Annotated in this window: 22 protein-coding genes; 16 read left to right on the top strand and 6 right to left on the bottom strand. The window is 44.9% G+C overall.

The annotated features are described in order from the left end of the window. Window positions 1-73 precede the first annotated feature (73 nt). Together HW45_RS07120 and HW45_RS07115 are read left to right on the top strand one after the other, a co-directional pair. Window positions 74-1,447: a YcjX family protein gene (locus tag HW45_RS07120; RefSeq protein WP_038225843.1), complete on the top strand. Its 1,374-nt coding sequence runs from the start codon at window positions 74-76 to the stop codon at window positions 1,445-1,447. Then, the gene (locus HW45_RS07115; protein ID WP_006073684.1) at window positions 1,444-2,463 is read left to right on the top strand and encodes a YcjF family protein; all 1,020 of its coding nucleotides are present in this window, start codon (window positions 1,444-1,446) and stop codon (window positions 2,461-2,463) included. The genes HW45_RS07120 and HW45_RS07115 overlap by 4 nt, the downstream gene beginning before the upstream one ends. Before the next feature lie 69 nt (window positions 2,464-2,532). Here HW45_RS07115 and HW45_RS07110 read toward each other — a convergent pair whose 3' ends face one another. Next, window positions 2,533-3,153 (bottom strand): HAD family hydrolase, encoded by a 621-nt coding sequence (locus HW45_RS07110; protein ID WP_038226050.1) that lies wholly within the window; start codon window positions 3,151-3,153, stop codon window positions 2,533-2,535. A 52-nt stretch (window positions 3,154-3,205) separates the two neighbouring features. Further along, window positions 3,206-4,108, bottom strand: coding sequence for a LysR family transcriptional regulator (locus HW45_RS07105; protein ID WP_038225842.1), 903 nt, complete (start codon window positions 4,106-4,108; stop codon window positions 3,206-3,208). A 126-nt stretch (window positions 4,109-4,234) separates the two neighbouring features. Here HW45_RS07105 and HW45_RS07100 point away from each other — a divergent pair, with 126 nt between their 5' ends. Further along, a complete protein-coding gene (locus tag HW45_RS07100) occupies window positions 4,235-5,191 on the top strand; it encodes an NAD(P)H-dependent oxidoreductase (protein WP_038225839.1) in 957 nt (318 codons plus the stop codon). 31 nt (window positions 5,192-5,222) lie between these two features. Here the strand turns inward: HW45_RS07100 and HW45_RS07095 are convergent, their stop codons facing one another. Further along, on the bottom strand, window positions 5,223-7,118 hold the full coding sequence (locus HW45_RS07095; protein WP_038225837.1) for a sigma-54-dependent Fis family transcriptional regulator: 1,896 nt from the start codon (window positions 7,116-7,118) through the stop codon (window positions 5,223-5,225). A 316-nt stretch (window positions 7,119-7,434) separates the two neighbouring features. On the opposite strand from HW45_RS07095, the gene HW45_RS07090 reads away from it, so the two are divergent. The 6 genes from HW45_RS07090 to HW45_RS07065 all read left to right on the top strand — a co-directional run bounded on the left by HW45_RS07090 (window position 7,435) and on the right by HW45_RS07065 (window position 13,455). Next, complete coding sequence (locus tag HW45_RS07090) at window positions 7,435-8,523, top strand: ABC transporter ATP-binding protein (protein ID WP_038225836.1); 1,089 nt, start codon at window positions 7,435-7,437, stop codon at window positions 8,521-8,523. Between the two features lie 6 nt (window positions 8,524-8,529). Further along, window positions 8,530-9,630 (top strand): ABC transporter ATP-binding protein, encoded by a 1,101-nt coding sequence (locus HW45_RS07085; RefSeq protein ID WP_038225835.1) that lies wholly within the window; start codon window positions 8,530-8,532, stop codon window positions 9,628-9,630. Further along, on the top strand, window positions 9,630-10,493 hold the full coding sequence (locus tag HW45_RS07080; RefSeq protein ID WP_006073672.1) for a carbohydrate ABC transporter permease: 864 nt from the start codon (window positions 9,630-9,632) through the stop codon (window positions 10,491-10,493). The genes HW45_RS07085 and HW45_RS07080 overlap by 1 nt, the downstream gene beginning before the upstream one ends. Window positions 10,494-10,505: 12 nt before the next feature. Continuing rightward, entirely contained in the window at window positions 10,506-11,324 is an 819-nt protein-coding gene (locus HW45_RS07075; RefSeq protein WP_006073671.1) for a carbohydrate ABC transporter permease, read from the top strand. Window positions 11,325-11,335: 11 nt separating this feature from the next. After that, entirely contained in the window at window positions 11,336-11,608 is a 273-nt protein-coding gene (locus tag HW45_RS07070) for a DUF2160 domain-containing protein (RefSeq protein WP_006073669.1), read from the top strand. A gap of 128 nt (window positions 11,609-11,736) precedes the next feature. Beyond that, window positions 11,737-13,455 carry an ABC transporter substrate-binding protein gene (locus HW45_RS07065; RefSeq protein WP_038225834.1) on the top strand — a complete coding sequence of 573 codons (1,719 nt, stop codon included), beginning with the start codon at window positions 11,737-11,739 and terminating at the stop codon, window positions 13,453-13,455. A 63-nt stretch (window positions 13,456-13,518) separates the two neighbouring features. Here the strand turns inward: HW45_RS07065 and HW45_RS07060 are convergent, their stop codons facing one another. Both HW45_RS07060 and HW45_RS07055 read right to left on the bottom strand, forming a co-directional pair. Next, window positions 13,519-14,889 (bottom strand): L-serine ammonia-lyase, encoded by a 1,371-nt coding sequence (locus tag HW45_RS07060; RefSeq protein ID WP_038225832.1) that lies wholly within the window; start codon window positions 14,887-14,889, stop codon window positions 13,519-13,521. Window positions 14,890-14,903: 14 nt separating this feature from the next. Further along, a complete protein-coding gene (locus tag HW45_RS07055; protein ID WP_038225830.1) occupies window positions 14,904-16,445 on the bottom strand; it encodes a sodium:solute symporter family transporter in 1,542 nt (513 codons plus the stop codon). 337 nt (window positions 16,446-16,782) lie between these two features. Here HW45_RS07055 and HW45_RS07050 point away from each other — a divergent pair, with 337 nt between their 5' ends. The 7 genes from HW45_RS07050 (at window position 16,783) to dkgB (ending at window position 25,909) form a co-directional block, all read left to right on the top strand. Continuing rightward, window positions 16,783-18,087, top strand: a complete 1,305-nt coding sequence (locus HW45_RS07050; protein ID WP_038225827.1) for an MFS transporter — start codon at window positions 16,783-16,785, stop codon at window positions 18,085-18,087. A 167-nt stretch (window positions 18,088-18,254) separates the two neighbouring features. Continuing rightward, window positions 18,255-19,271, top strand: a complete 1,017-nt coding sequence (locus HW45_RS07045) for a nuclear transport factor 2 family protein (RefSeq protein WP_038225825.1) — start codon at window positions 18,255-18,257, stop codon at window positions 19,269-19,271. Window positions 19,272-19,416: 145 nt separating this feature from the next. Further along, window positions 19,417-20,520 (top strand): porin, encoded by a 1,104-nt coding sequence (locus tag HW45_RS07040; protein WP_038225822.1) that lies wholly within the window; start codon window positions 19,417-19,419, stop codon window positions 20,518-20,520. 190 nt (window positions 20,521-20,710) lie between these two features. Further along, entirely contained in the window at window positions 20,711-21,715 is a 1,005-nt protein-coding gene (locus HW45_RS07035; protein ID WP_038225819.1) for a LacI family DNA-binding transcriptional regulator, read from the top strand. A 161-nt stretch (window positions 21,716-21,876) separates the two neighbouring features. Then, window positions 21,877-23,379 (top strand): glucose-6-phosphate dehydrogenase, encoded by a 1,503-nt coding sequence (gene zwf, locus HW45_RS07030; RefSeq protein WP_006073838.1) that lies wholly within the window; start codon window positions 21,877-21,879, stop codon window positions 23,377-23,379. Window positions 23,380-23,474: 95 nt separating this feature from the next. Next, window positions 23,475-24,923, top strand: a complete 1,449-nt coding sequence (gene gnd / locus HW45_RS07025; protein WP_038225817.1) for a decarboxylating NADP(+)-dependent phosphogluconate dehydrogenase — start codon at window positions 23,475-23,477, stop codon at window positions 24,921-24,923. A gap of 179 nt (window positions 24,924-25,102) precedes the next feature. After that, window positions 25,103-25,909 carry a 2,5-didehydrogluconate reductase DkgB gene (gene dkgB, locus HW45_RS07020; protein ID WP_038225814.1) on the top strand — a complete coding sequence of 269 codons (807 nt, stop codon included), beginning with the start codon at window positions 25,103-25,105 and terminating at the stop codon, window positions 25,907-25,909. Between the two features lie 59 nt (window positions 25,910-25,968). Here the strand turns inward: dkgB and HW45_RS07015 are convergent, their stop codons facing one another. Further along, window positions 25,969-26,316 (bottom strand): YajD family HNH nuclease, encoded by a 348-nt coding sequence (locus HW45_RS07015; protein WP_038225812.1) that lies wholly within the window; start codon window positions 26,314-26,316, stop codon window positions 25,969-25,971. Window positions 26,317-26,322: the final 6 nt, after the last annotated feature.

Raw genomic sequence — 26,322 nt, 5'->3', positions numbered from 1 at the left:
GGGTTTTTTGTTCATGTTTCGTTAATCTCGTATAGTGCAAACTTATCCCATTAGTTTTATTGGAGTACGTTAAATGAGCCGAATTGGTCAAGAAGTATCTGATCTTCTGCATCGTAGTATGGACTCTCATGTTCGAATTGCCGTGACGGGTTTGTCGCGAGCAGGTAAAACGGCGTTCATCACTTCACTGGTTAATCAACTGTTGCATACCTCTACGCACGAGAATTTACCTCTGTTGGACTGTGCTAGAGATGGACGATTGATCGGCGCCAAGCGTGTCCCGCAGTCTAACTTAATGGTTCCACGTTTTGCTTATGATGACGCGATGAGTCAACTGCATGCAATGCCACCAAGTTGGCCTGAGCCTACGCGCGATGTAAGTGAAATACGATTAGCGGTTAAGTATAAGCCAGCAAAAGGGGCGAAACGTTTAATCAGCAAAACGTCGACTCTGTATATTGATGTCATTGATTATCCGGGAGAGTGGTTACTCGATTTACCACTACTCGATTTGACCTTTGAGCAGTGGAGTGAGTTGCAGTTTGAGAATCTAACGGGCATTCGCCGCGAATGTGCCCAAGACTGGCTGACTAAACTTGAGCAGTTTGATGCCACTGGAGAAGAAAACGAAAAGCAAATAGCCGACATTTCCGAGAGCTTTACTCAATATCTGTATGCCTGCAAGGAGCGTGGATTACATTGGGTGCAACCAGGGCGCTTTGTTCTTCCGGGTGAATTAAAAGGCGCACCAGTACTGCAGTTTTTCCCTTGTCAGGCTCCGTCAGACAAAGTCACGAAAACGAGCGGCTATGCGATGCTCAAGCGCCGCTATGAAGAGTATCAAACCAAAGTAGTGAAGCAATTCTACAAGAATCACTTTGCGACATTTGATCGTCAGATTGTGCTAGTGGATTGTTTACAGCCACTAATGGCAGGCTCAGAAGCGTTTCATGATATGAAAGATGCGCTGCAACAAATTATGAAGAGTTTCCGTTATGGACAATCTAGCTTACTACGTCGCTTGTTCTCTTCACGAATAGATAAAATTCTGTTTGCCGCCACAAAGGCTGATCATGTCACACCAGATCAGCACAACAACTTAGTGAGCTTGTTACAGCAAATGGTACATCCAGCGTGGCAAGATACTGCGTTCGAAAATATAGAAATGAGCTGCATGAGCGTCGCTTCCATCAGAGCGACCGAAGCAGGATTTGTAGGTAAAGGAAATGAGAGCAGTGCTGCGCTAAGAGGAACGACCTTGGATAATGAAACCATGACCTTGTATCCCGGTGATGTGCCAGCCCGCCTCCCAAAGGCTGAGTATTGGAAAAACAATCAGTTTGAGTTTACCTCATTTAGACCGCTTGAAACGGCGGTTGACGAACCTTGTGGGCATATTCGACTTGATAAAGCACTGCAGTATTTGATTGGAGATAAACTTCGATGAGTGATATCAAAGGTAGAAAAGTCTTCACTGAGGATACTTCCGAAATAGAATCTTCAGTGGATATAAACAGCCAAAAGCTGTTTGAACCAGAACAGGCGTTCATACCTGTTGAACATGAAGCAAATGATCAACAGGACGAGCTAGAGCTTGAAAGAGTAGTCAAAGGAAGCAGCAAAAAAGGCTGGATTGCCACTACTTTATTAACGGCATTTGCAGGCTTAGTTGGTTGGCAAGCGATAGATAACGTCGTGACTGCTGCCAATACCGGAGACTGGTTGTCTTTAGGTTGGTCAGGCTTGATTACCGCAGTAGCGGCAATGGGTATTGGGGCGTTTGGTAAGGAGCTGTATAAGCTTCGCAAGCTGAAAGACCACTTTTCGGTTCAGGAACAGGCCGAAGCACTGATTGCCAACGATGGAGTGGGGCAGGGTGAGAAATTCTGTCAAAAGCTAGCTGATGAGGCGGGGATACAACCTGAAAACCCTTCGTTTGACCGCTGGAAGAACAGTATTCACAGTGCGCATAGTGATGCTGAAGTGCTCAATATGTACCAGTCCATGGTACTGAAAGAGCAAGATAAACAAGCACTGGCTGCAGTGTCGAAGTTATCGGGGGAAGCGGCAATTTTGGTGGCTCTGAGTCCATTGGCTATTGCTGACATGCTTCTCATCGCTTGGCGTAATTTCCGAATGATCGACAAATTATCAGAGGTTTACGGCGTAGAGTTAGGTTACTGGTCAAGACTTAAGTTGTTCAAACTCGTATTAATGAACATTGCATTAGCGGGTGCCAGTGAACTTGCCATTGAATCAAGTGCGGATATATTGTCGATGAACTTGGCAGAAAAACTTTCAGCCCGAGCTGGACAAGGCCTTGGTGTGGGGCTACTAACAGCTCGTTTGGGTTTGAAAACGATCAGTCTAATGCGACCAATCCCGTTTCCAAATGAAGAGCGTCCAAAACTGGGTTCAATTCGTAAGTCTGTATTGGAAAGTTTGAAGAGCAAGCTTAGTTAGGCGTTTGTTCATTTGAATCAACTGAAATAGTAACGGCAGTTCTTGTCACGAGAACTGCCGTTATTCGTCTTAAAACTCTAAACCCAATTCTCGAAGTGCATTCTCCGCTTGTTGTGTATCGCTGAACTGAACGGCATGCAGTCCACATTGCACTGCGCCGTCGACGTTGTATGGCATGTCATCCAAAAATACGGTTTCTTCCGCGATAAGATTGTTGCTGTTGAGTAGCGACTGATAAATGTCAGCAGAGGGTTTGAGTACACCCAACTCAGCCGATACGGTAGCAGCTTCGAATAGTGGCCAGAAGTCATAACGATGCTTTAAGTGCTCGACAATTTCATGGACGTTGTCCGTTAATGCATAAATGTTGTAGCTGGCTTGTTTCAGGCGCTTAATGAGATCGACCGTACCAAAAATCTGAATTTGGGTTTCTTTGATGTAGTAGAAGAGTCTCTCACACTCAGCCTCAGATAGCCCCAATGCAGTTTGATATTCTTCTTGTGCTTGATGTTCGGTCAATAGACCCTTGTTAAGAGCCATCCAAATATCATGTTGAAAAATAGCTTTAGCCTTTTGCTCTGCTTCATGAGCACTATACCCAAATGTTAGTCGGACGATCTCAACGGGAGACCAGCGAACAATCACGTTGCCAACGTCGAAGACCACGTTGCGAATTTTACTTGTGTTCAATTTGATACCTCGTAGTAGGGACAATGTATCCATGAAAAGAGCCGCCATCTAGTTATAGCTGCTTGGTTTTTTCTATCAAAAAATCAATCAATACACGGACACGTTTAGCCTTTTGTGTGTTTTTATGAAAGTAGACATAAAGTCCAGAATATGGGTACCAATAGTCTTCTAAAATTGGTACCAGTTGCTTTTGGGCGATATGCGATTGAATCATAGGTTCGACAAGTCTGCCTATTCCCAAACCTTTTATGGCTGCATCTACCATTAAGTTCGTGTCATTAACAACCATGGAGGTAGGCATCTCCACCGAAAGCATCTCTCCCTGTTTGTTTAGCAATAGAGGTGCAATTTTGTTTGATGAGATGAATCGATACTGTATCAGCTTGTGATGTTTCAAATCATCTGGGCATGATGGTTGTCCATAGTGTTCTATATAGGCAGGGGACGCAAAAAAGGCTTCTTTCATAGAAGTCGTAAGTGGTCGAGCGACCATGCCTTCTTCCACTTTATCACCAAAGCGGATGCCAAGATCAAAGTTCTCGTTAAGTATGTCGATTGTGGCGTCAGAAACTGAAATTTCTAGTTGTATATGAGGGTATTGCTGACAGAATTCAGCGTAAATGGGCTCGATTAAATACTGATAGACAAACCGTGGCATGGTGACGCGAACCGTGCCAGTGGGTTCTCTGCTTAAATCGCTGACACTTTCGAAAGCCAAACTCAATTCGGAAATAGAATGCAAGGTGCGTTCATGCAGTAATCGACCTGCTTCAGTGACTTCAATGCGTCGTGTTGTACGTGTAAACAACGGTAGACCTAATTCTTGCTCTAAAGCTTTCAACGCATTGCTGACTGAAGGAGGTGCCATTTCGAGCTTCTTAGCCGCTCTGGTAATGCTACCTTCCTGAACGATCGTATTAAATACAATCAGTTGGTTGAATATTGTTCCGTTCATGATTAGGACCTAATACTATTATTAGCTTTAAACTAATAATTATTTAGCTAAAAGTCATCTAAAAATTATCAATGATACTAATTACACTACTCACATGTTAAGTCAGTAACCGATGAGAAAGTCATTATGAGCCAGGTTTTAGTTATTTCAGGTCATCCAAATTTGGACGCGTCAAATACCAATAAAGTTATTTTGAACCAATTAAGTGATCATTTTGATGACATTGAAGTGCGTCAACTAGACCGTTTATACCCTAACTATCAGATCGATGTAGAGGCAGAGCAAGCGGCTTTAGTGAAAGCTGACGTTGTTGTACTGCAGTTTCCGTTCTACTGGTACTCCATTCCTGCATTGCTGAAAAAATGGATTGATGATGTATTCAGCTATAACTTTGCTTATGGCGCTAAAGGCGACAAGTTAAAAGGCAAAGATTTGGTGCTATCGTTCACGATCGGTGGTCCTGAGGAGTCTTATACCCCGCTTGGCTATAACCATTTCTCAATTGAAGAGTTGTTAAAACCTTTAGAGCAAACCGCTTATCTTGCAGGAATGAATTACGTTAAGCCAGTTTACACTCATAGCATGGTTTACATTGCAGGCGTGTACAACACTCTGGAGGAGGTAGAAACTCGTGCTAGGAGTCATGCTGACCGCTTGCAAACGAGGATTGAAGACCTTATCCAATCACCAGAAAACCGTATTAGTAAGTTTGTGACTCAATGGTTCGCCCAGTTTGATGAACTTCCTGACTCGACTGATGATTTTACGCGTTATTTAAGCGCGGATATCAAATGGTCAGCGCCAGAAGGAACATTCTATGGTCATGATGGATTTAGAGATTGGTATTCCATCGTTAAGCGCACCTTTAAACCGGATTGCCATCATCAAATCGAGCAAATAGAAGTCCGTAGAGAAGGCAATCATTACGCAGTCGAACTCAGAATGCGCTTACTTGCAGACACCTATTCCGAGTCAACGCTGCGTGGTGAAAGCATTAACTTGCTGGTTAACGAAGTTTGGAAAGTAAGCTTGGACGGCACCAGAACCACTATTCATGACTATCACGTCGATCCAGTAATTTAGTATAAAAACAATCCAAGTGGAGCAGGGAGGCTTATCTTAATCCTTGCTCCCTTAGGCGCTTGTACAATGTATTGCGACTGACATTTAGTGCCTTTGCAGTTGCCGAAATATTCCTTCCATGTTCCTCATAAATATCAAGCCACTCTTGATTGTTTGATACTGGCTCTGTGGCCTGTTCAACCAAATTTGGGACGACTGCTAAGTCTGATGCGGTAGCGCCCAATATAGGTTGAATCGGCGCACTTTCATAAGGTTTGAGGTCATTTATGAAGTCATCAGGTAAATGTTCTGAGGTGATGGTTTCATCGCCCGCCATGGCGGCTGCAATTTGAATCACGCTAACCATTTGTCTGATATTGCCAGGCCAAGGGTGTTGTTTGAACATCGCCAATACTTCCACGCTTAGATTTGGTACATCGTTGCCGTATGCGTATTTTCTTAGAATGAACCGGATCAGAGCTTCTTTATCCGTTCGTTCCCTCAAAGCAGGGAGCGTGATGTTCAGGCCTGTTACTCGATAATAGAGATCTTGGCGAAACGTGCCGCGCTCTACGTCAGCTTTTAGGTTCCGGTTGGTTGCGGAAACTAACTTAAAATCAACTGGGTAAGAGGTTGTGGAGCCAAGTGGCGTCACCTTGCGCTCTTGCAGTACTCGAAGCAGTCGAGCTTGAACATTTATCGGCATGTCGCCAAGTTCATCAAGAAACAGTGTTCCCTTATCGGCTTTTCTAATTAATCCCACATAGCCTTTAGTGTGAGCACCGGTAAATGCCCCTTTCTCGTATCCAAACAGCTCGGATTCAACCAGTTCAGACGGAATAGCGGCACAGTTTACTGCAATGAGTGGGGCGTGACTGCGTCTACTTGATTGGTGCAGTGCGTTAACAAAAACTTCTTTACCCACCCCGGTTTCGCCATGGATCAAAATGGGTATATCGGTATCAAGGATTCGACTTGCTTGATTAATCGCTTTCGCCAATCTTGGGTCACCGGTATTCAACTGTTCTAAATCAAGTGGTCTGTCCGTTGGAGCAGCTATATCTGTGGTTTGTGGTACCAACCTAAAATCGAGTTGACGACCTTTTGGAATCGTTGGAGGTATGGTCAAGCCAAAATAATTAGACTGGCTACGAGAAGTTAGAGCAAATGGCGTAAAAGGAGGGTGCGATAGCACTTGCTCCATCTTTACATCGAACAATTGTTCCAAACGCTGCAACGCAAGATTCTGACCAAGTACCACTTCAGCGCGACGATTGGCTGAAACAATAATGCCTTCATCGTTAAACACCAACAATGAAGACCACTGACTATCAATGTTTTCAGGAGAAGTATTGAACCAAAATAGGTGATGGGTCGCTTGAAATCGACTAGCTATTAATTGGTTCTCAATGGCTTGTGACATCAGTTTTACCATACCAAGTGTATGAGAAGAGGGCATATAAGCGTCACTTGATATCGACAAAACGCCCGTCATTCTTCGGTCTGCATCAAACAAAGGTGCTGCGGAACCTGCCATAAATCGGTTTGAACTAAGAAAGTGTTCATCGTGAAAAACTTGCACAATGGAGCCCGTTTCTAAAGCCGTGCCTATGGCGTTAGTGCCAATTAACTGTTCCTTCCATTGCACGCCATTTTGAAAGACTTGTGGTTGATGTTGGGTAAAAAAACGTTGTTCTCCCCAGCTATTCAAGACCTGGCCTTTAGTATTTGCCAAGGTAATGAGGCAGTTACTGTTTGCCAATAAACTGTCGTAAAACGGCAACACTTTTTGTTGTGTAGTTTCTATTAAACCGGAGTGCTCTTCTGTTGTTCTCGCCAGTGAGGAGCCTGTCTCCATCTCTATAATGGGAGCACTGCTGTGTGACAACCCAGCTTCTCTACATCGTTGCCAAGAGTTTTTAATGATCGTGCTGTGTTTACTGTTCATTTCTACGACCAGCCAAATTAGAGTCAAAATACTAAAAGCGCGTTTGCGAACAAAGATTGTTCACCAATTGCTCAATAAACATATCACTGCTCTGAACAGTTTGAACACATTTAGTTAACAAATGTTACTTGGATCATAAAACGTTTTTGTAGGATAAGTGCTTTCTTTATATGGGTTTAGCGTTTAAAACTACGCTCATTCAATAGTTTATCGCATGCCTTGTAATTAAATTGTTACAATTTTCGCAAGTTGGCATGACTCTAGCAATCATGAGCAATATCGAAAACGACATTGTTCGAGATGAAAGGAGTTTTTAGTGTCATTAACACTTGAGCAGGTAAGCAAAGTAGTCGACGGCGAGCATCACATATCCGACGTGAACCTCACCTTTGAAGCAGGATCGTTTAACGTTTTGCTTGGGCGAACACTCGCAGGTAAAACCTCATTGATGAGATTGATAGCAGGTTTGGATAAACCTACGTCAGGACGAATTCTGGTTAACGGCGTTGATGTAACAGGGGTTTCGGTAAGAGAGCGAAACATCTCGATGGTATACCAGCAATTTATCAATTATCCGAATCTAACGGTATTTGAAAACGTCGCTTCTCCACTGCGACTTGGTGGCACACCTGAAAAAGAAATCATCGAGCGTGTGCACGCAACAGCAGACATGCTTCGCATTACTGAACATCTAAAAAAGCACCCATTAGAACTTTCTGGTGGTCAGCAGCAAAGAACCGCAATGGCTAGAGCATTGGTCAAAGATGCTGAAATTATCTTGTTCGATGAGCCTCTGGTGAACTTAGACTACAAGCTTCGCGAGGAACTGCGTCAGGAAATGCGTGAGTTGTTCAAAACCCGTCACACGATCGCTATCTACGCTACTACAGAGCCTAACGAAGCTCTAGCACTTGGCGGAACGACAACCATTCTCCACGAAGGAAAGGTCATTCAGTCAGGCCCGACCGCAGAGGTGTATCACACCCCAGATTGCGTGACCTCAGCCACTCTGTTTAGTGAGCCTCCTATTAACTTACTAAAAGGTGACGTTACTGAAAGTGAAGTCACCTTTGATCAAAGTGCTCACTTCCCGCTTAACCAGTCGTTAAGCAAGCTTGAAAAGGGTAGCTACAAGTTTGGTATTCGACCCAGTCATCTTAGTTTGTTACCGAAAAACGACGACGATGTTGAGCTGACGGTTCAAGTGGAAGTCGCCGAAATTAGTGGCTCAGAGACATTTCTTCACGTTCGTAATGCGCATTTTGAGTTGGTGCTTCACTTGGCTGGCGTTCACAGCTATGAAGTGGACGAAACCATCAAAATCTACATTCCAATCCACAAATTCTATGTATTCGGTATGGACGAAAAACTGATTCATGCTCCGATTAATGATGTGAGAGGTTAGTCAGTCATGGTCCAAATTACACTCAATTCACTGGCTCATACTTATGACAAACAGCCAAGCGAGTCGTCGCTGTATGCCATTAAAGAAATGAACCACGTTTGGAAACAAGGTGGAGCATACGCGTTATTAGGTCCATCGGGCTGCGGAAAATCGACACTACTCAACATTATTTCTGGGCTCATGAGTCCTTCGCAAGGTCAAGTGCTTTTCGATGACATGAAAGTGAATGAACTGCGCCCTCAGGATAGAAATATTGCTCAGGTTTTCCAGTTTCCGGTGATATACGACACTATGACGGTGTACGACAACTTAGCGTTTCCGCTGCGAAATATGAAGGTACACAAAGCTAAAATTCATTCCAAAGTGACGGAAATTGCCGAAATCCTCGAGCTGACCGCCGTGCTGAACAAAAAAGCAAAACATCTTACTGCGGATGAAAAGCAAAAGGTGTCGATGGGAAGAGGGCTGGTTCGTGATGATGTCTCGGCGATTCTATTTGACGAACCACTAACGGTTATCGACCCGCAGCTGAAGTGGAAACTAAGACGCAAGCTTAAGCAGATCCACCAACAGTTCAACATCACCATGATTTACGTGACCCACGACCAACTGGAAGCGTCGACGTTCGCAGATGAAATTGCCGTTATGTACAACGGGCAAATTGTGCAATTCGGTACACCAAGAGAGCTATTCGAAACCCCTAACCACACCTTTGTCGGCTACTTCATTGGCAGTCCTGGAATGAATCTAATGGAAGTGACACCAACTGAGGTTGGAGTGCGATTTGATGATGTCGATGTGCCGTTGTCGTCAAGTTATCGAGACGCTATTGCAAAGGCATCGAGTAACAATATCAAGATTGGAATAAGACCGGAATTTGTTCATGTATGGGAGAAAGAGAACCCTTCTGCTTTAAAAGCACAGGTATTGCATGTTGAAGATTTGGGTACTTACAAAATTCTCACTTTAAAGCTGGGTGAACAGCACATCAAAGCACGCCTTCAAGAAGACCAACATGTACCGAAAAGTGTCGCGTACATCAGCTTTCCAGAGCAATGGACAATGCTCTATGTCGATGAATTCTTAGTTAATGTAGGAGGCCACTAATGGACAAGGCAGTCAACAACAAGGCATGGTTTCTAGTTCTTCCGGTTTTCGCCTTGGTGGCCTTCAGTGCCATCGTGCCATTGATGACGGTAGTGAACTACTCGCTACAAGATATCTTTGACGCTAATACCGCCTACTTCGTTGGAACGGAGTGGTATCGAGAAACGTTAAATGATGAACGACTACACGGTGCGTTGCTGCGTCAGTTTGGATTTACATTTACGGTGCTGATGATTGAAGTTCCCCTTGGGATTATTGTGGCGCTCACCATGCCAACCAAAGGCAAGTGGTCGGTGTTTTGCCTAATCGTATTGGCTATTCCATTGCTTATCCCACTTAACGTCGTGGGTACTATCTGGCAGATCTTTGGTCGTGCGGACATTGGCTTATTTGGTTGGGCTCTAAACGGGCTTGGCGTTGATTATAACTATGCAGGTAATCCGGTCGATGCTTGGTTGACTGTGATTCTGATGGACGTATGGCACTGGACGTCACTCATCGCTTTGCTGTGTTATTCAGGTCTGCGCGCTATTCCGGATGCCTATTATCAAGCGGCCAATATTGATCGCGCCTCTACATGGTCAATCATCCGTTACATTCAGCTTCCAAAGTTGAAGAGTGTGTTATTGATTGGCGTGTTAGTGCGCTTCATGGACAGCTTTATGATTTACACCGAACCCTTTGTACTTACTGGAGGGGGGCCAGGTAACTCAACCACGTTCTTAAGCCAAACCTTAACCAAGATGGCCATCGGACAATTTGATATTGGTCCTGCTGCGGCTTTCTCCATCATTTACTTCTTGATCATATTACTCGTCAGTTGGGTGTTCTATACCGCGATGACGCACGGTGAGAATAAATAAAGGGATTTAACCATGACGAAGTCAAAATACACACGCTATACCCAAATTGTCGGCTTAGCACTTTATATCATCTGCTTGATGTTGCCGATTTATTGGCTGCTCAATATGTCGTTTAAAGAAAACCAAGAGATATTGGGAAGCCTGAGCTTCTGGCCAGAAAACTGGACATTTAAGAACTATCAAACCATTTTCTCCGACCCAAGTTGGTATATGGGATACGTCAATTCCATCATCTATGTGGTAATGAATATGTGTATTACGTTAGCAGTGGCACTGCCTGCGGCGTACGCCTTTTCACGCTACAAATTTGTCGGCGATAAACACTTGTTTTTCTGGCTGTTGACCAACCGAATGTCACCGCCAGCAGTATTTCTGTTGCCGTTCTTCCAATTGTATTCATCGGTAGGCCTGTTCGACACCCATATTGCGGTCGCGCTCGCTCACTGCTTATTTAACGTGCCGTTGGCGGTTTGGATACTTGAAGGCTTTATGTCAGGTGTACCAAGGGAAATCGATGAAACCGCCTATATAGATGGTTACAGCTTTCCAAAGTTCTTTATGAAGATATTTCTGCCAATGATCCGTTCCGGTATTGGTGTGACGGCGTTCTTCTGCTTCATGTTCAGCTGGGTTGAGTTGCTGCTTGCTCGAACACTTACATCAGTTGATGCCAAGCCTATTTCTGCGGTGATGACGCGAACCGTCAGTGCCTCGGGGATAGATTGGGGCGTGTTAGCTGCGGCCGGGGTACTGACTATCGTACCGGGCATTCTTGTCATTTGGTTTGTTCGCAACCACGTTGCGAAAGGTTTTGCACTGGGTCGAGTTTAAGGAGACACATTATGGCTTGGATGGCATGGACGACTCCGTCTGCACTGTTTTTTATTGGCATCGCACTGATTTTGTTAACGATGACCATTGCTGAAATTAAAGCGCCATGTATTGAGCGCAAAGGGTTTCTCCCAATCAGTACGACACGGGGAGACCGACTGTTTATTGGCTTGCTGAGTTCAGCCTATATACACCTTGGATTTGTGGGACTAACGGAGCTCTCTATTTGGGTGCCGTTTGCGATTTCCACGGTTTGGATTTTGACCGTTTTGAAATGGGGGTAATAACAACTTTCACCGATAAGTGCCTAACCATGCTCAACATGCTGTATTTGGCTGTAATGCCATAGGGCTCGCTTAGGTGTGACTAATAACGTACGAAACAAAACACTCATAATTGGAGTAAAACAATAATGAAAAAGGATATGAAGAAGTCTTATCTTACCCGCTGCGTTGCTTTGTCTATTGCATTCGCAGCACTCTCGCCAAACGCGTTTGCCGATATGGACGCGGCTAAAAAGTGGATGAGTGAAGAGTTCACTCCGACGACGTTGACCGCCGATGAGCAAACGAAAGAGATGCAGTGGTTTATTGATGCTGCCAAACCTTTCAAAGGCATGGAAATCAACGTTGCTTCGGAAACCATCACTACCCACGAATATGAAGCAAAAGTTCTTGCTAAAGCGTTCTATGAGATAACCGGCATCAAAGTGAATCACGATTTGATTCAAGAAGGTGACGTGGTAGAAAAGCTGCAAACGCAAATGCAGACAGGTCGCAATATCTATGATGGCTATATCAATGACTCAGACTTGATCGGTACCCACATTCGATACGGAAAAGTGGTACCAATCTCTGACTTTATTGAAGGTGACGGTAAGAGTGTGACTAACCCATATTTGGATCTTCCCGACTTCATTGGCTTGGATTTCACCACAGGTCCTGACGGTAAGATTTACCAGCTGCCAGATCAGCAGTTTGCGAACCTATATTGGTTCCGTGCAGACTGGTTTGAGCGTGACGATCTTAAAGCCAAGTTTAAGAAGGAATACGGTTACGAGCTAGGAGTGCCACTTAACTGGTCTGCATACGAAGACATTGCAGAATTCTTTAGTGAGAAGGTGAAAATGATCGATGGCGAACGTGTCTACGGTCATATGGACTACGGCAAAAAAGACCCATCACTAGGTTGGCGTTTCACTGACTCGTGGTTCTCCATGGCTGGTGCGGGTGATAAAGGGATTCCTAATGGTTTACCAGTTGATGAGTGGGGGATTCGTGTAGAAGGCTGTAGCCCTGTCGGTTCCGATGTGGCTCGCGGCGGTGCGACAAATGGTCCAGCGGCGGTGTATGCGACCACCAAGTATGTGGATTGGCTAAAACAATATGCGCCACCTGAAGCCCAAGGGATGACGTTTGGCGAAGCAGGTCCGGTTCCCGCACAAGGTTCTATCGCGCAGCAGATCTTTTGGTATACCGCGTTTACTGCTGACATGACCAAGCCAGGGCTACCTGTGGTTAATGAAGATGGCACACCGAAATGGCGTATGGCACCATCACCTCGTGGCCCATACTGGGAAGATGGCATGAAGCTTGGTTATCAAGATGCGGGCTCGTGGACATTCCTAAACAGTACGCCAGTGGATCGTCGTCAAGCCGCTTGGTTGTATGCTCAGTTTGTCGTGTCTAAGTCTGTGAGCCTGAAGAAAACACTGGTTGGTTTGACGCCAATTCGTGAGTCAGACATTAACTCTCAAGCGATGACAGATGCTGCTCCTAAGCTGGGTGGTTTGGTTGAGTTCTACCGCAGTGATGCGCGTAAACAGTGGACTCCAACAGGTACCAATGTGCCAGACTATCCAAAACTTGCACAGCTATGGTGGCAATATGTTTCTGAAGCGGCGAGTGGAGAAAAAACACCACAAGAAGCTCTGGACGGCCTAGCAGCAGCTCAAGACAAAGTGCTTAAGCGTCTAGAAAGAAGTGGTGCTCAGGGTGACTGTGGTCCAAAACTGAATCCTAAGAAGGATCCAGAATATTGGTTATCACAACCAGGTGCACCTAAAGCTAAGCTTGCAAATGAGAAACCTCAAGGCAAGACTATCGCTTACAAAGACTTAATCGCGAAGTAATATCGTTAAGTTGTTCATCAAAAAAGGCGACCTCTGGTCGCCTTTATTTGTTTACTTGCACATTTATTCACAAGGCGGAGCCAAATGAATTAGCGCCAATCCACCTTGCGAGGTTTCACGGTACTTCTTATTCATATCTTTGCCTGTCTGATACATAGTATCGATGACTTTATCTAAAGAGATGAGACACTTACTGGTTCGCTTAAGCGCCATGCGCGAAGCATTGATTGCCTTCATTGCACCCATGGCATTGCGTTCGATACAAGGGACTTGAACTAAACCGCCGATAGGGTCGCAGGTCATACCGAGTGAGTGCTCCATGGCAATCTCTGCTGCGATACACATTTGCTCGTTACTACCACCTCGTAGTGCGGTTAGGCCAGCCGCTGCCATGGATGATGATACGCCTACCTCACCTTGACAGCCTACTTCAGCACCGGAAATGGAGGCGTTGGTTTTGTAGAGGATACCGATGGCTCCGGAAACCGCTAAAAAGTCTTTGAGCTGTTTGGTATCAAGCTCTTTAATAAAACGATGGTAGTACATTAATACGGCAGGAATAACCCCCGCAGCCCCGTTTGTCGGAGAGGTGACCACTTGACCGCCCGCCGCATTCTCTTCACTTACGGCAAAGGCAAACAAGTTGATCCAATCCATAATTTCCATCGGATCATTTTCGATGGCGGCGTTTGCTTCCAGCTTTTTCAGTAGATTAGGAGCACGACGGGTGACGTTTAGCCCGCCATCCAAGATACCTTCAGTTTCAAAACCACGCTCCATACAACGCAACATGACTCGCCAAATCTGCTCGGCTTTATCATTAATGTCTTCAAGATCTTTGAACGCTAATTCATTGCGAAGTACCATACCACCGAGGCTCATGCCGTGTTCTTCTGCTAGCTCTAACATTTCGTCAGCGCTGCTAAACGGGAATTCGACACTGACGTCTTCTTCGTCTTTACCGTTTTGCAACTCATATTCTGTGGCAATAAAGCCGCCGCCGATGGAATAGTAAGTCTCAAAGCCAATGCGCTCACCTTGTTTATCAAACGCAGAGATGGTCATGCCATTTTCATGTAGAGGCAGATTGTCTTCATGAAACAGCATGTCCGTTTTGTAGTTAAACGGAATATGGTGAGTGCCTGAGAGAGGTAATACGCCATCTTCGATAGCATTTCTCATCGCTTGGTTTGCGCTCGAAATCTTAATAGTGTCAGGTTTGTTGCCCAACAAGCCTAAAATAGTGGCACGATCGGTGTGGTGACCGATGCCTGTCAGTGAGAGTGAGCCGTATAAATCAACTTGAACTCGAACCACATTTTCTAGAGAGTCTGCGATCAACTTAGTGAACTGATAGCCAGCAATCATTGGACCATTAGTGTGAGAACTAGATGGGCCGACGCCAACCTTATAAATGTCGAAGATGGACAACATAACCTATTACCTTATTACAGCAGTACTGAGCCAAGCCAGTCGGGGATATATATACAAATGACCACTGTGAACGCAGCGAAGGCAAATAGCCCGTAATGACTGGCTTTCGGTTTAGCGATCAAGTGCTTCTGTTTATGAATAAAGTCTAGCTGCTCGGGCGTTACTTCGCCCCATTTATAGCTAGCGGTCAATCCTACGACCATAAATACCAATGTCCCTATTGGTGCAAACCACGGCCACGCGATGTTCATTCCTTTAACGGCAAACACTGCAACCATGCTAACAATACTTCCGAGAATAATGCCTTTTTCGTTGGCTTTCTTAGACGCTATTCCTAACACAAAAGAGCCTAGACGAATACCTACAAAAATTGAGGTCAGACTAGCGATCGTCTTTAATACGGATTCGTTGGATACCGCCAAAATTGCCGGTACGACTACCGAAGCCGCCGCAACCAAACTCATTTTTCTCGCGGTACTTTCATAATGCATACCTTCAGCATCGGTTTTAATGAAGCGCTTATAGATATCAAATGTCGCTACGGTTGCCATTGAGTTGTAGGTTGAATCCAGTGTCGACATCGCTGCAGCTGCTAATGCTGAAATGATCAAACCAATAATAATCGGATTGGTGTGGTTAAACACAAAATCCAAGATGACTTCATTTTGGTTATCAAAGACTTGACCATCGTAAAACAGGTTGAGTAGTACACCTAAGACTGCGAACAGTAGATAGATAAAAAACGCGCCGTAGCCGCAAAGCAGCATCGACTTTTGGGCTGTATTGACGTCTTTCGTGGCCAGAGTTCTCTGGATAATAAGCTGGTTAGTGCCGTAAACACTCAGATGCAAAAACGCAACGGCAACTAACCCTGCCCAGACTGTGGTATCGACACTTGGATCCATACTCAGGTTAATGACGTTGAGCATCTCAGGTGTCGATTTCACACCGCTATCTATGTCGAAAATTAAAATAAAGAAGATAGCGATAGTACCAATGACTAGGATCAGCGACTGAAGCATATCTGTCCAAATGACCGTCGAAATACCGCCGGCATAGGTGTAAATAGCGGTGAATACGCTAATACACAAAATCGCTTGGGTAATGGTGATGGGTAACACCTGAACCAGAATTAGCGACACCGCATACAAGATGACACCTGCGGAGATACATTGCACCACAAGAAAAACGATAGAGTTGATGGTTCTGGCATAGATACCAAAACGCATCTCTAGATACTCATAGATAGAAGTCAGCTTGAGCTTGTAGAAGATAGGAACGAAAAACACCACGGTGAAAAAGATCACTAAAGGGTAGTTGAGGTGGATTGCCATCGCTTCCATCCCTGTTCCATAGACCCAACCTGGCATTCCGATGAAGGTCATCGCACTTATATAGGTCGCGAGAATGGATACTCCCGCTGTAAACCAACCGAATTGACGTCCACCTGTCGAAAAGTCTCCACCCGTTTTCAGCTTCTTGTTTACTAAGTAGCTGATAAATATGGTTGTTGTAATGTATAGGGCGATCACAACGAGACTTGGGTACGTAACCATTCTTGATTATTCCAAAATATCTTTTGCTTCAAATTCGGGTGGATTCTATCGTCATTGTAGGCGAATGATACAGTTCTGAGTCAAGAAATGTGAGATTTATCGACTAAACTGACTATAAATACATCAAAATGGCGAGTTTTGAGTGTTAGTGTGATCGTTATCACTAAAACTTGCACTTTGGGTGCGTATTCATTGGTTTTTGATATGGATCACGGATCTTTAAACCACAAAAAAAGTAAGATTCATCTCGCAGGACGGGGGCAGTCAAACAAAGTTTAGAAACACTGTGCTCGCCATTAAAAATACTATACCTAATTAAAATAAGGGTTTAACGGCTATGACCGCTAAAAAACACATGAGCGAAGTTCCAATGATCCAAAGGGTAGCTGCCTATTTAGCTATCTTGGTTGGTTACTTCTTTTACTGTTATAACTTTGTAATTATTGACTACGTACGCCCCTACATCGTTGAAGCGTACGACGGAATTAGCTTGTCGGATACGGCTCAGTTCTATACATGGCAGTCCGTTGGTGCCCTGATTGGTGCATTAAGCTGTGCTTGGTTCGCAACCAAGTTTGGTAAAAAGAACACCTTGATTGCTATTACTGCACTAAACGGTGGCGCAACCATCATCAATATGATGTTTACCGACTACGCGACATGGGCTGCAATGCGTTTCATCATCGGCCTATCGTTGGGTGGCTACTTCACGGTTGCTGTTTCATTGATGATTGGTCTATTCACACCAACAGTGCGCGGTAAGTTGACGGCCTTTGCATCTTCTATGTTCTCTGTCGCTTTGATGGTTATGGGTGCGTATGCAGCATTTATTACAAGCATCGATGCTCCATGGCAAAGCCTCATGTGGGTTGGCGGAGTGCCACCACTAGCGGCAGCAGCGCTAATGATCTTCGTTTTACCAAGCGACAAGAAAGTGATTGCTTACGGCGAAGAAGAGCAAGCGAAGGCTGAAGCTTCAACAGACGCTAACGTGACAGCGAAGAAAGGTTCTTGGGGCGAGATGCTAAGCAAGCCTTACCGCACTATCACTATTACGTGTTTGCTACTTGCAGGTCTGAACTTCTACGGCTTCCAATTCTTCGGTGGTTTCGTAACGACTTACCTACGTGAAGTTCGTATGTTTGACGGTGCAACAATCGGTCTTATCTTCTCCATCTCAGCATTTGGCTCACTATTTGGTGCTTGGTTCTGGGGTTGGGCGGCAGACAAGTTTGGTCGTAAGGTGAACGCATTTGGTTTCATCCTCGCCGGTATCATGGTGTCAATCTTCTTCATCGCACCGGGTGACAAGGTTATTGGCGGCCTGAACATGCTCGCTATCCTTGGCCTGATTTATAACTTCGGTCTGTCTTCATCAGCGGTATGGGGTGGTTACTTCTCAGAGCTATTCCCAGCACACCTTCGCAGCTACGGTGCAGCACTGTTCCACGGTGGTCGTATCCTAGGTATGTGGGCACCAATGGTACTTATCTTTATCCAAGAGCGTACCGACCTACAAACCGCAATGTGGGGTTCACCAATAGTATGGATCATCGCAGGTCTTCTATGGCTAACACTGCCAGAGACACTAAAAGGCGGCGTGTTCCACAAAGAGAAGAAAGCAGAAAAAGCGAGCGCTTAATCAAAGAGATTAGTCTTTAACGAAGCTTAGTTTTTAACGAACTTTGGTCTTCAACGAATTTAGTCGACAGGTAGATTCTCTCCGGTATCTGAAGATACCTGTCGACAACCCAACTTAATTACGAGTCCTGTTCCAACACCGACTCATCATTAATAAGAGAGATGATTATGTCTAAATATCAAGAAGCAAAACGCGTTGTACGTGAATACTTCGACGCAATGGAAAACGCAACGCACGAAAACGTTGCTGAAGTACTAAAAGCTCACACTTCAGAAGATTACCTATGGCGTGGTGTTTACCCATTCCGTGAGCAAGAAGGTGCGGAAGCGGCTGCAGAAGTTTTCTGGGCTCCTTTGATGAAATCTATGACTCGCATGCAACGTCGCCAAGATATTTTTATCGGCGGTGAGAACGAAGTAACGTCAGGTGAAATCTGGGTTATGAGCATGGGTCACTTCATGGGTCTATTCGATGCTGAATACCTAGGTATGCGTCCAACAGGCAAAATCATGAACATCCGTTACGCTGAATTCAACTGCGTAGAGAACGGTAAAATTACTAAAACAGGTCTTTTTCTAGACCTATTAGGTGTAATGGATCAAGCGGGTTGCTACCCACTTCCACCATCAACTGGCAAGCACTTTACTTACCCAGGTCCACGCAACCATGACGGCCTTCTATTCGAAGACGCTGCGCCAGAAGAGGGCGTTGCAACACTAGCACTAGTGAACAAGATGGTTGACGATTTATCGGCACTTAACGACAGCGGCGCTATGGGTTGCCCACCAGAAGTACTAGCGAAGAGCTGGTCTGAAGATATGATCTGGTACGGTCCATGTGGTATCGGCGCGTCTTACACAATTCCTCGTTACCAACAGCAGCACCAACTGCCGTTCCGTAACAACCTAAAAGACAAGAAGTTTAACGGCCACGTATGTCGTTTCGCAGAAGGTAGCTTCTCTTGCTTCTTCGGTTGGCCAAACCTATCAAACACGCCAATCGGTGGTTTCCTAGGTATGACTGGCGGCGAAGTTCGTGCGGACATGCAAGTCGTTGACGTTTACTACCGTGACGGCGACAAGCTATCTGAGAACTGGGTACTGATCGACCTACCATACTGGCTAAAACAGCAAGGTCTAGACGTGTTCGAGCGTACTTCAAGCATCCTTAACCCTTCTCTATAAGAACAATACCTACGGCTTGAGCGTCCTCTCAACCCCAAGCCTACTCCCAACCGATGCCACAGGATGTGGCATCGTTTTTCCTGATTATTTTTTAAACGGGCTGTTAGGCACGGAGGCTTTCTATTGCCTGTAAAGTAGGAAGCAAATGAAAAAGTCTGTATTAAGTGTACTAGTGGTAACTGCACTTACTTCTGCCTCTGCAATGGCCGCACACACTTTTACCAATGAAAATGGTGACTCTTTAACTATTGACGGTCGTTTTGAAGTTCGCTACCAAAACAAGGCACGCAATTTTGATGACAACGCTGGTGAGTATGAAGCTCGTACTGATGAGTTCAACAGCGGTAGTTCTCGTTTCGGTTTTAAAGGCGTTAAGCAACTTGAAAATGGTTGGCAAGGCTTTGGTCACGCAGAGTGGGGGTATAACTCTTCTTCGACTGCTAACGACATCTACAGTCGTCTTCTATACGCAGGTGTAGAGCACGAAAAATGGGGTAAAATCGCTGCAGGAACTAAGCAGTGGAGTACTTTCTATGATGTGGCTTGGTACACCGACTTAGGTCGTACCTATGGTTCACGTGGTACTGGTTATTACAACCTAGCTGATTGGGGTATTGCATCAGGCACAGGTCGTGCAGAAAACTCCATCACTTATCGCAACAACTTGGGTGGAGACTGGAAATACGGCTTTACTTACCAAACAACACGTAACGATGTTGCTCTAGCTGGCAATGCAACCGCAACATTGAACAACGGTATGGGCGCTTCTACCTCTTACTCGTTTGAAAATGGCCTGACGCTTGGTCTGGCTTACCACCAGAATGAACTCACGGATATCGAAAACGCGTCGAACATCAATGATGGTGACATCCAACGTATCGCGTTGTTGGGTGCTAACTACTCGCTAGGCGGTTTCTATGTTGGTGCGACATACAGCCAGGGCTCTAAATGGGAAGTAAACGACAACGCTGAATTTTATGATTCGCGTGGCGCAGAGCTTTACACGTACTACCACTTCGAAAATGGTCTACGTCCAACGCTTAACTTTAACTACCTAACTAGCACAGATGACAATGCGAATGGCTACGAGCGTCAAACCATTATTCCAGGTCTAGAGTATCATTTTACAAAGAACACCTTCCTTCTTTGGGCTGAATACCAGTTTGACCAAGGTAATGACCAATACGTTCAAGACCACTACGATAACCGCGATAACCAGTTCTCTGCGGGTATTCGTTACTACTTCTAGTGATTTGTTCCCGCAACCTTCAGTAATTTGGGAACAGGTAATTGCTGCAGGTTGATGGGTACAACCCATTTTAGATGGTATTTAAGCACTAAAGCCTTACATTTAAACGATGTAAGGCTTTTCTATTTATGCATACGTACCAATTTATGCTACATTTAGCGCAATTGGCTAGATGAATTAAACAAAATAAATGAATATTCCAAAACAGACGGTCACGTCAAAAGATGTCGCTAAACTTGCAGGGGTCTCACAATCGACGGTATCTCGCGTCTTTGTTGAGGGAAGCTCTGTTTCAGAGAAGACCAAACAAAAGGTGTTTGAGGCAGCAAAAGCGCTCAACTACCGCCCCAATGCGTTCGCGCGAAGTCTGACGACTAATCAATCTAAACTTATCGGTCTAGTCTTCCCAGATGCGGATTATCCCATCCACATGAAAACGCTGCAGCTCATCAGTAGCGAGCTGCAAAAAATTGGTTACTCAGCAGTGCTAATACCGTGGCAAGTTGATGGTGAGAATCAACACTCGATTCCTAATATTTTCCAATATCGAGTAGACGGCGTCATTGCCGCATCCGCTACGTTCAACACAGCGCTTTATGAAGAGTGTGAAGAGTTTAATATTCCTATCGTGCAATACGCCCGTGTCGTCGAGGGAACTAAGAGTAGTTATGTGATCAGTGATAACTACTCTGCAGGGCAAATCGCCGCACAGCGCTTTGCGGATAGCAAGTTGTCTGACGTCGTTTATCTAACGGGTGAAGTTCCTACTTTTACGAACCAAGAGCGTGTCAATGGTTTTTGCGATGAGTTTAAATCGCTGACAGGTAAGAATCCAAAAGTCGTTGAAGCCAACTACGATTATGGTGGCGCGCTAGAAGAGATCCGTGCATTGCTGAAGAGTGGGGCAAAACCACAAGGTGTGTTCTGCGCGACAGACAATCTTGCCATGGCTTTTATGGACATCGCCCGTTTTGAGTTTGATTTGAAGATCCCGGAAGATGTTCAGGTGATTGGTTTTGATGATATTCCACAGGCTACTTGGCTAAGCTATGAGCTGTCGACCTTCCGCCAAGATTTTACACGTCTTGCGAGAGAGTCAGTAAAAATCATTTCAAATCAAATCAAAGAAAAGGACTCAAGTTTGGTTCGCTTGATGGTTCCCGTACGCTTTATTGAGCGAAATAGCACTAACTAACCTCTAATATCTCTAAACTGACTATAATAGTCGTGGTCAGACCTTATCATTTGAGTGAATTTGCCTATCCTTTGGATAGGCAAAACTTATTTTCTTTTTCTCTAGCACGCTGTTAACATTGCGTCCGCTAAACAATTGCCCCCATTGTCTAAGGAAAAAAGATGGTAATACCTGAAAACAGCAGCATCGTGATTTTTGGTGCTTCAGGCGACCTTACTTATCGTAAGTTGATCCCTGCACTTTACCATTTGTATGCTAGCGACCAGCTACCTAAATCTTTCGCAATTCTTGGTGTAAGCCGCACTCAATATAGCGACGAATCATACCGAGAAAAGCTAAAACACTCCCTTCAGGAGATGGAAAAAACAGAACCTGAAACACTAGAAGCCTTCTGTAATCATCTTCACTATCAAGCCATTGATACTTCTGATACTCAAGACTACGCGAAACTGGCAACCCGCCTTGATGATGTTGCTAACCAATATGGTTTCGAGCAACGCAATACGCTTTTCTATTTGGCGACACCGCCAAGCCTTTATAGCATTATTCCTGCAAGTCTTGCTGCTCACGGTCTCAATGATGAAGCTGATGGCTGGAAGCGTTTGATCATCGAAAAACCATTTGGTTATGACCTAGCGTCTGCGCGTCAATTGGACAAAGAAATTCACGAGCATTTCCAAGAGCATCAAATCTATCGTATCGACCATTATCTGGGTAAAGAAACGGTTCAGAACCTATTGGTTTTACGTTTCTCAAATGCCATGTTCGAGCCGCTTTGGAATCACCAGTATGTCGACTATGTTGAGATCACAGGTGCCGAGTTCCTTGGTGTGGAAGAGCGCGGTGGCTACTATGATGGTTCTGGCGCGGTACGTGATATGTTCCAAAACCACTTATTGCAAGTGTTAGCAATGGTCGGTATGGAATCTCCAGCTCAAATTAACGCTGACGCTATTCGTAACGAAGTAGTTAAAGTGCTGCAGTGTTTGCGTCCTCTTTCTGATGAAGACCTGCGTAACAACCTTGTACTCGGGCAGTACACGGAATCTAACGTACGTGGTCAATTCCTACCAGGCTATCGCAACGAGCATGGTGTTGCTGACGACTCTCGCACAGAGACTTACGTTGGCTTGAAAATGTTTATCGACAACTGGCGTTGGAACGGTGTTCCTTTTTATGTTCGTACAGGTAAACGATTGCCGACACGTGTGACAGAGGTAGTGATTCACTTTAAACAAACACCGCACCCAGTGTTTGGTAAAGATGCGCCAGAGAATAAGCTGATCATCCGTATTCAACCGGATGAGGGCATTCAAATGAGCTTTGGTTTGAAAGAACCAGGTGCTGGTTTCAATGCAAAAGAAGTAAAAATGAATTTCCATTACGCATCACTGCAAGAGACACAGATGCTTACAGCTTATGAGCGTCTATTACTTGATGCACTCAATGGCGATGCTACGCTGTTCGCACGTAGCGATGCAGTTGAGGCATGTTGGGAGTTTGTTCAACCAATTCTGGACTACAAGCAAGATCCGCAATCCCTGTTTGGTTATGCGTGTGGTACTTGGGGTCCACAAGAGTCAGATCAGCTACTACATAATGATGGTCGCGCGTGGCGCTTCCCATGTAAAAACCTGACTGATACCGATTACTGCGAACTGTAATCACAAATAATGTCGAGCTAGGAGAGCTGCACAACTTGGCTCGACGAAAAGATTTCAAAGCAGCAAGTTAAGTTGCCGAATTGATGGAGAGAACAATGAAAGGTGATATTGGTGTAATTGGTCTGGCGGTAATGGGTCAGAACCTTATCCTAAACATGAATGACCACGGCTTTAAAGTAGTGGCTCACAACCGTACTGCTGCAAAAGTTGACGAGTTTCTGGAAGGTCCAGCAAAAGGCACGAACATTGTTGGTGCATACTCGCTAGAAGAACTCGTTGAGAAGCTAGAAACGCCACGCAAAGTGATGCTAATGGTACGTGCTGGTGATGTTGTAGATAAGTTCATCGAAGCGTTAGTACCACTACTAGACAAAGGCGACATCATCATTGATGGCGGTAACACAAACTACCCAGACACAAACCGTCGCGTTGCTGAGCTACGTGAAAAAGGTATCCACTTTATCGGTACTGGCGTTTCTGGTGGTGAAGAAGGCGCTCGTTTTGGACCTTCAATCATGCCAGGCGGCGCAGTTGAAGCTTGGGAAGCAGTTAAGCCTATCTTCCAAGGTATCTCCGCGAAAACTGATGCTGGCGAGCCTTGCTGTGATTGGGTTGGTAACGATGGTGCAGGTCACTTCGTTAAGATGGTTCACAACGGCATCGAATACGGCGACATGCAGTTGATTACTGAAGCGTACCAGTTCATGAAAGACGGTCTAGGTATGTCTGCAGATGAAATGCAGGCTGTATTTGCAGATTGGAACAAGACAGAACTAGACAGCTACCTAGTAGAAATCACCGCTGACATTCTTGGTTACAAAGATGAAGACGGTGAGCCACTAGTAGAGAAGATCCTTGATACTGCGGGCCAAAAAGGTACGGGTAAATGGACAGGTATCAACGCACTAGATCTTGGTATTCCTCTAACGCTTATCTCTGAGTCTGTATTCTCTCGTTGTCTATCAGCTCTTAAAGACCAACGTGTTGAAGCTGAATCTCTATTCGGTAAGACTATTACTCCAGTAGAAGGCGATAAGCAAGAGTGGGTTGATGCACTGCGCCAAGCACTACTTGCATCTAAGATCATTTCTTACGCTCAAGGTTTCATGCTAATGCGTGAAGCGTCAAACGAGAACGGTTGGGATCTAAACTACGGTAACGTAGCATTAATGTGGCGTGGTGGTTGTATCATCCGTTCTGCATTCCTAGGTAATATTCGTGATGCTTACGAAGCGAACCCAGATATCGCATTCCTAGGTTCAGATGAGTACTTCAAAAACATCCTACAAAGCAGCCTAGCAGCATGGCGTAAAGTAGCAGCGAAATCTCTAGAAGCGGGCATCCCAATGCCATGTACGATTTCAGCGCTATCTTTCCTAGACGGTTACACAACAGCACGTCTACCAGCTAACCTGCTTCAAGCTCAACGTGACTACTTTGGTGCTCACACTTATGAGCGTACTGACCGTCCACGTGGTGAGTTCTTCCACACAAACTGGACTGGTACAGGCGGTAATACGGCTTCAACGACTTACGACGTGTAATTCGTTATTAAACTAATAAAAAGCCTCGCACAGTTTGCGAGGCTTTTTTTGTTCCAATAGATTTTCGATAATACCATAACTATATAGTTTTAGAGTTGGCGCACACTCTGCTTTTTTTATTTGTAGTACCTTGTAATTAGTACTGTAATTAAATGCATAACCAACTCAAAGGAGAAGCTATGTCTCTTTCTATTCCAATTCTTGGCGCCGGTACTTTTCGCTTAAAGGGCGACGATGCTTATAAGTCCGTTGAAATGGCTTTGAATGCTGGCTATCGCCACATCGATACCGCTCAAATTTACGGCAACGAAAAAGAAGTGGGGCAAGCGATAGCGGATTCTGGAATTCCCCGTCAGGAGCTTTTTGTAACGACCAAAATCTGGATGGATAAGCTAGGGAAAGCGTCTTTTCTACCTAGTTTGCATGAGAGCTTGAAAGATCTTCAGGTAAACTATGTGGATCTGCTTCTTATTCATTGGCCACTTAAAGATGAAGCAGTGTCAATGGCTGAGTATTTGCAACAACTTAAGCAAGCTCAAGACGATGGACTCGCTCGTCATATTGGCGTGTCTAATTTCACTGTTGCGCAAATGGAGAAAGCAATTGAGATCTTAGGTGACAATGTGCTTTATACCAATCAGGTCGAAGTGCACCCATACCTGCAGAACCAACGCGTAGTGGATTACTGCCGTCAACACAAGATGATTGTGACTGGTTACATGCCTTTTGCGTATGGGGATGTACTTAAAGATGGTTCAATTAAACATATTGCTGAAAAACATCGAGCGACGCCTGCTCAAATCGTATTGGCTTGGATGGCTAAATGCGGATTTGTGACGATTCCATCATCGACTAAGCAAACGAATATCGAGAGTAATTTAGCGTATGTTCACGTTAAATTAGACGATGAAGATATGGAGAGTATTTCGAAACTGGATAGAGGTCATCGATTAGCCAATCCAGACTTCGCTCCTGAGTGGGACTAAGTTTCGACTGGGTGAAAACAAACGTCAGGGTGAGCCCTGACGTTTCTCGTTTAACGCGCTTACTTTTTCTTCATCATATTTGCTAAGTCTGCAAACGGATTATGCGTAGCGGCCTGATGGTTATCTTCTCCTGGTTTTACTTCGCTGCCGTATAAATCGTGCTCAGTATATTTTGAGTGCTCATGATCATGGCAGTACAAACATAGAAGTTCCCAATTACTCCCGTCTTCAGGGTTATTCGTGTGGTCATGATCTTTGTGATGAACCGTTAGCTCTCTTAGGTTTGAATAAACAAACTCCCTAGCGCAGCTTCCACATACCCACGGATAAAGCTTAAGGGCTTTCTCACGGTAATCGCTCTCTTTTCGTGCGTAGGCTGCACTGGTTCCAAAGTAGTCTGAAGACATATCGAT

It is taken from the genome of Vibrio sp. ER1A, from assembly GCF_000733315.1.
Taxonomy (GTDB): domain Bacteria; phylum Pseudomonadota; class Gammaproteobacteria; order Enterobacterales; family Vibrionaceae; genus Vibrio; species Vibrio mediterranei.
The sequence above is the reverse complement of the archived record's forward strand: the minus strand, read 5'-3'. Positions and strand labels throughout refer to the sequence as shown.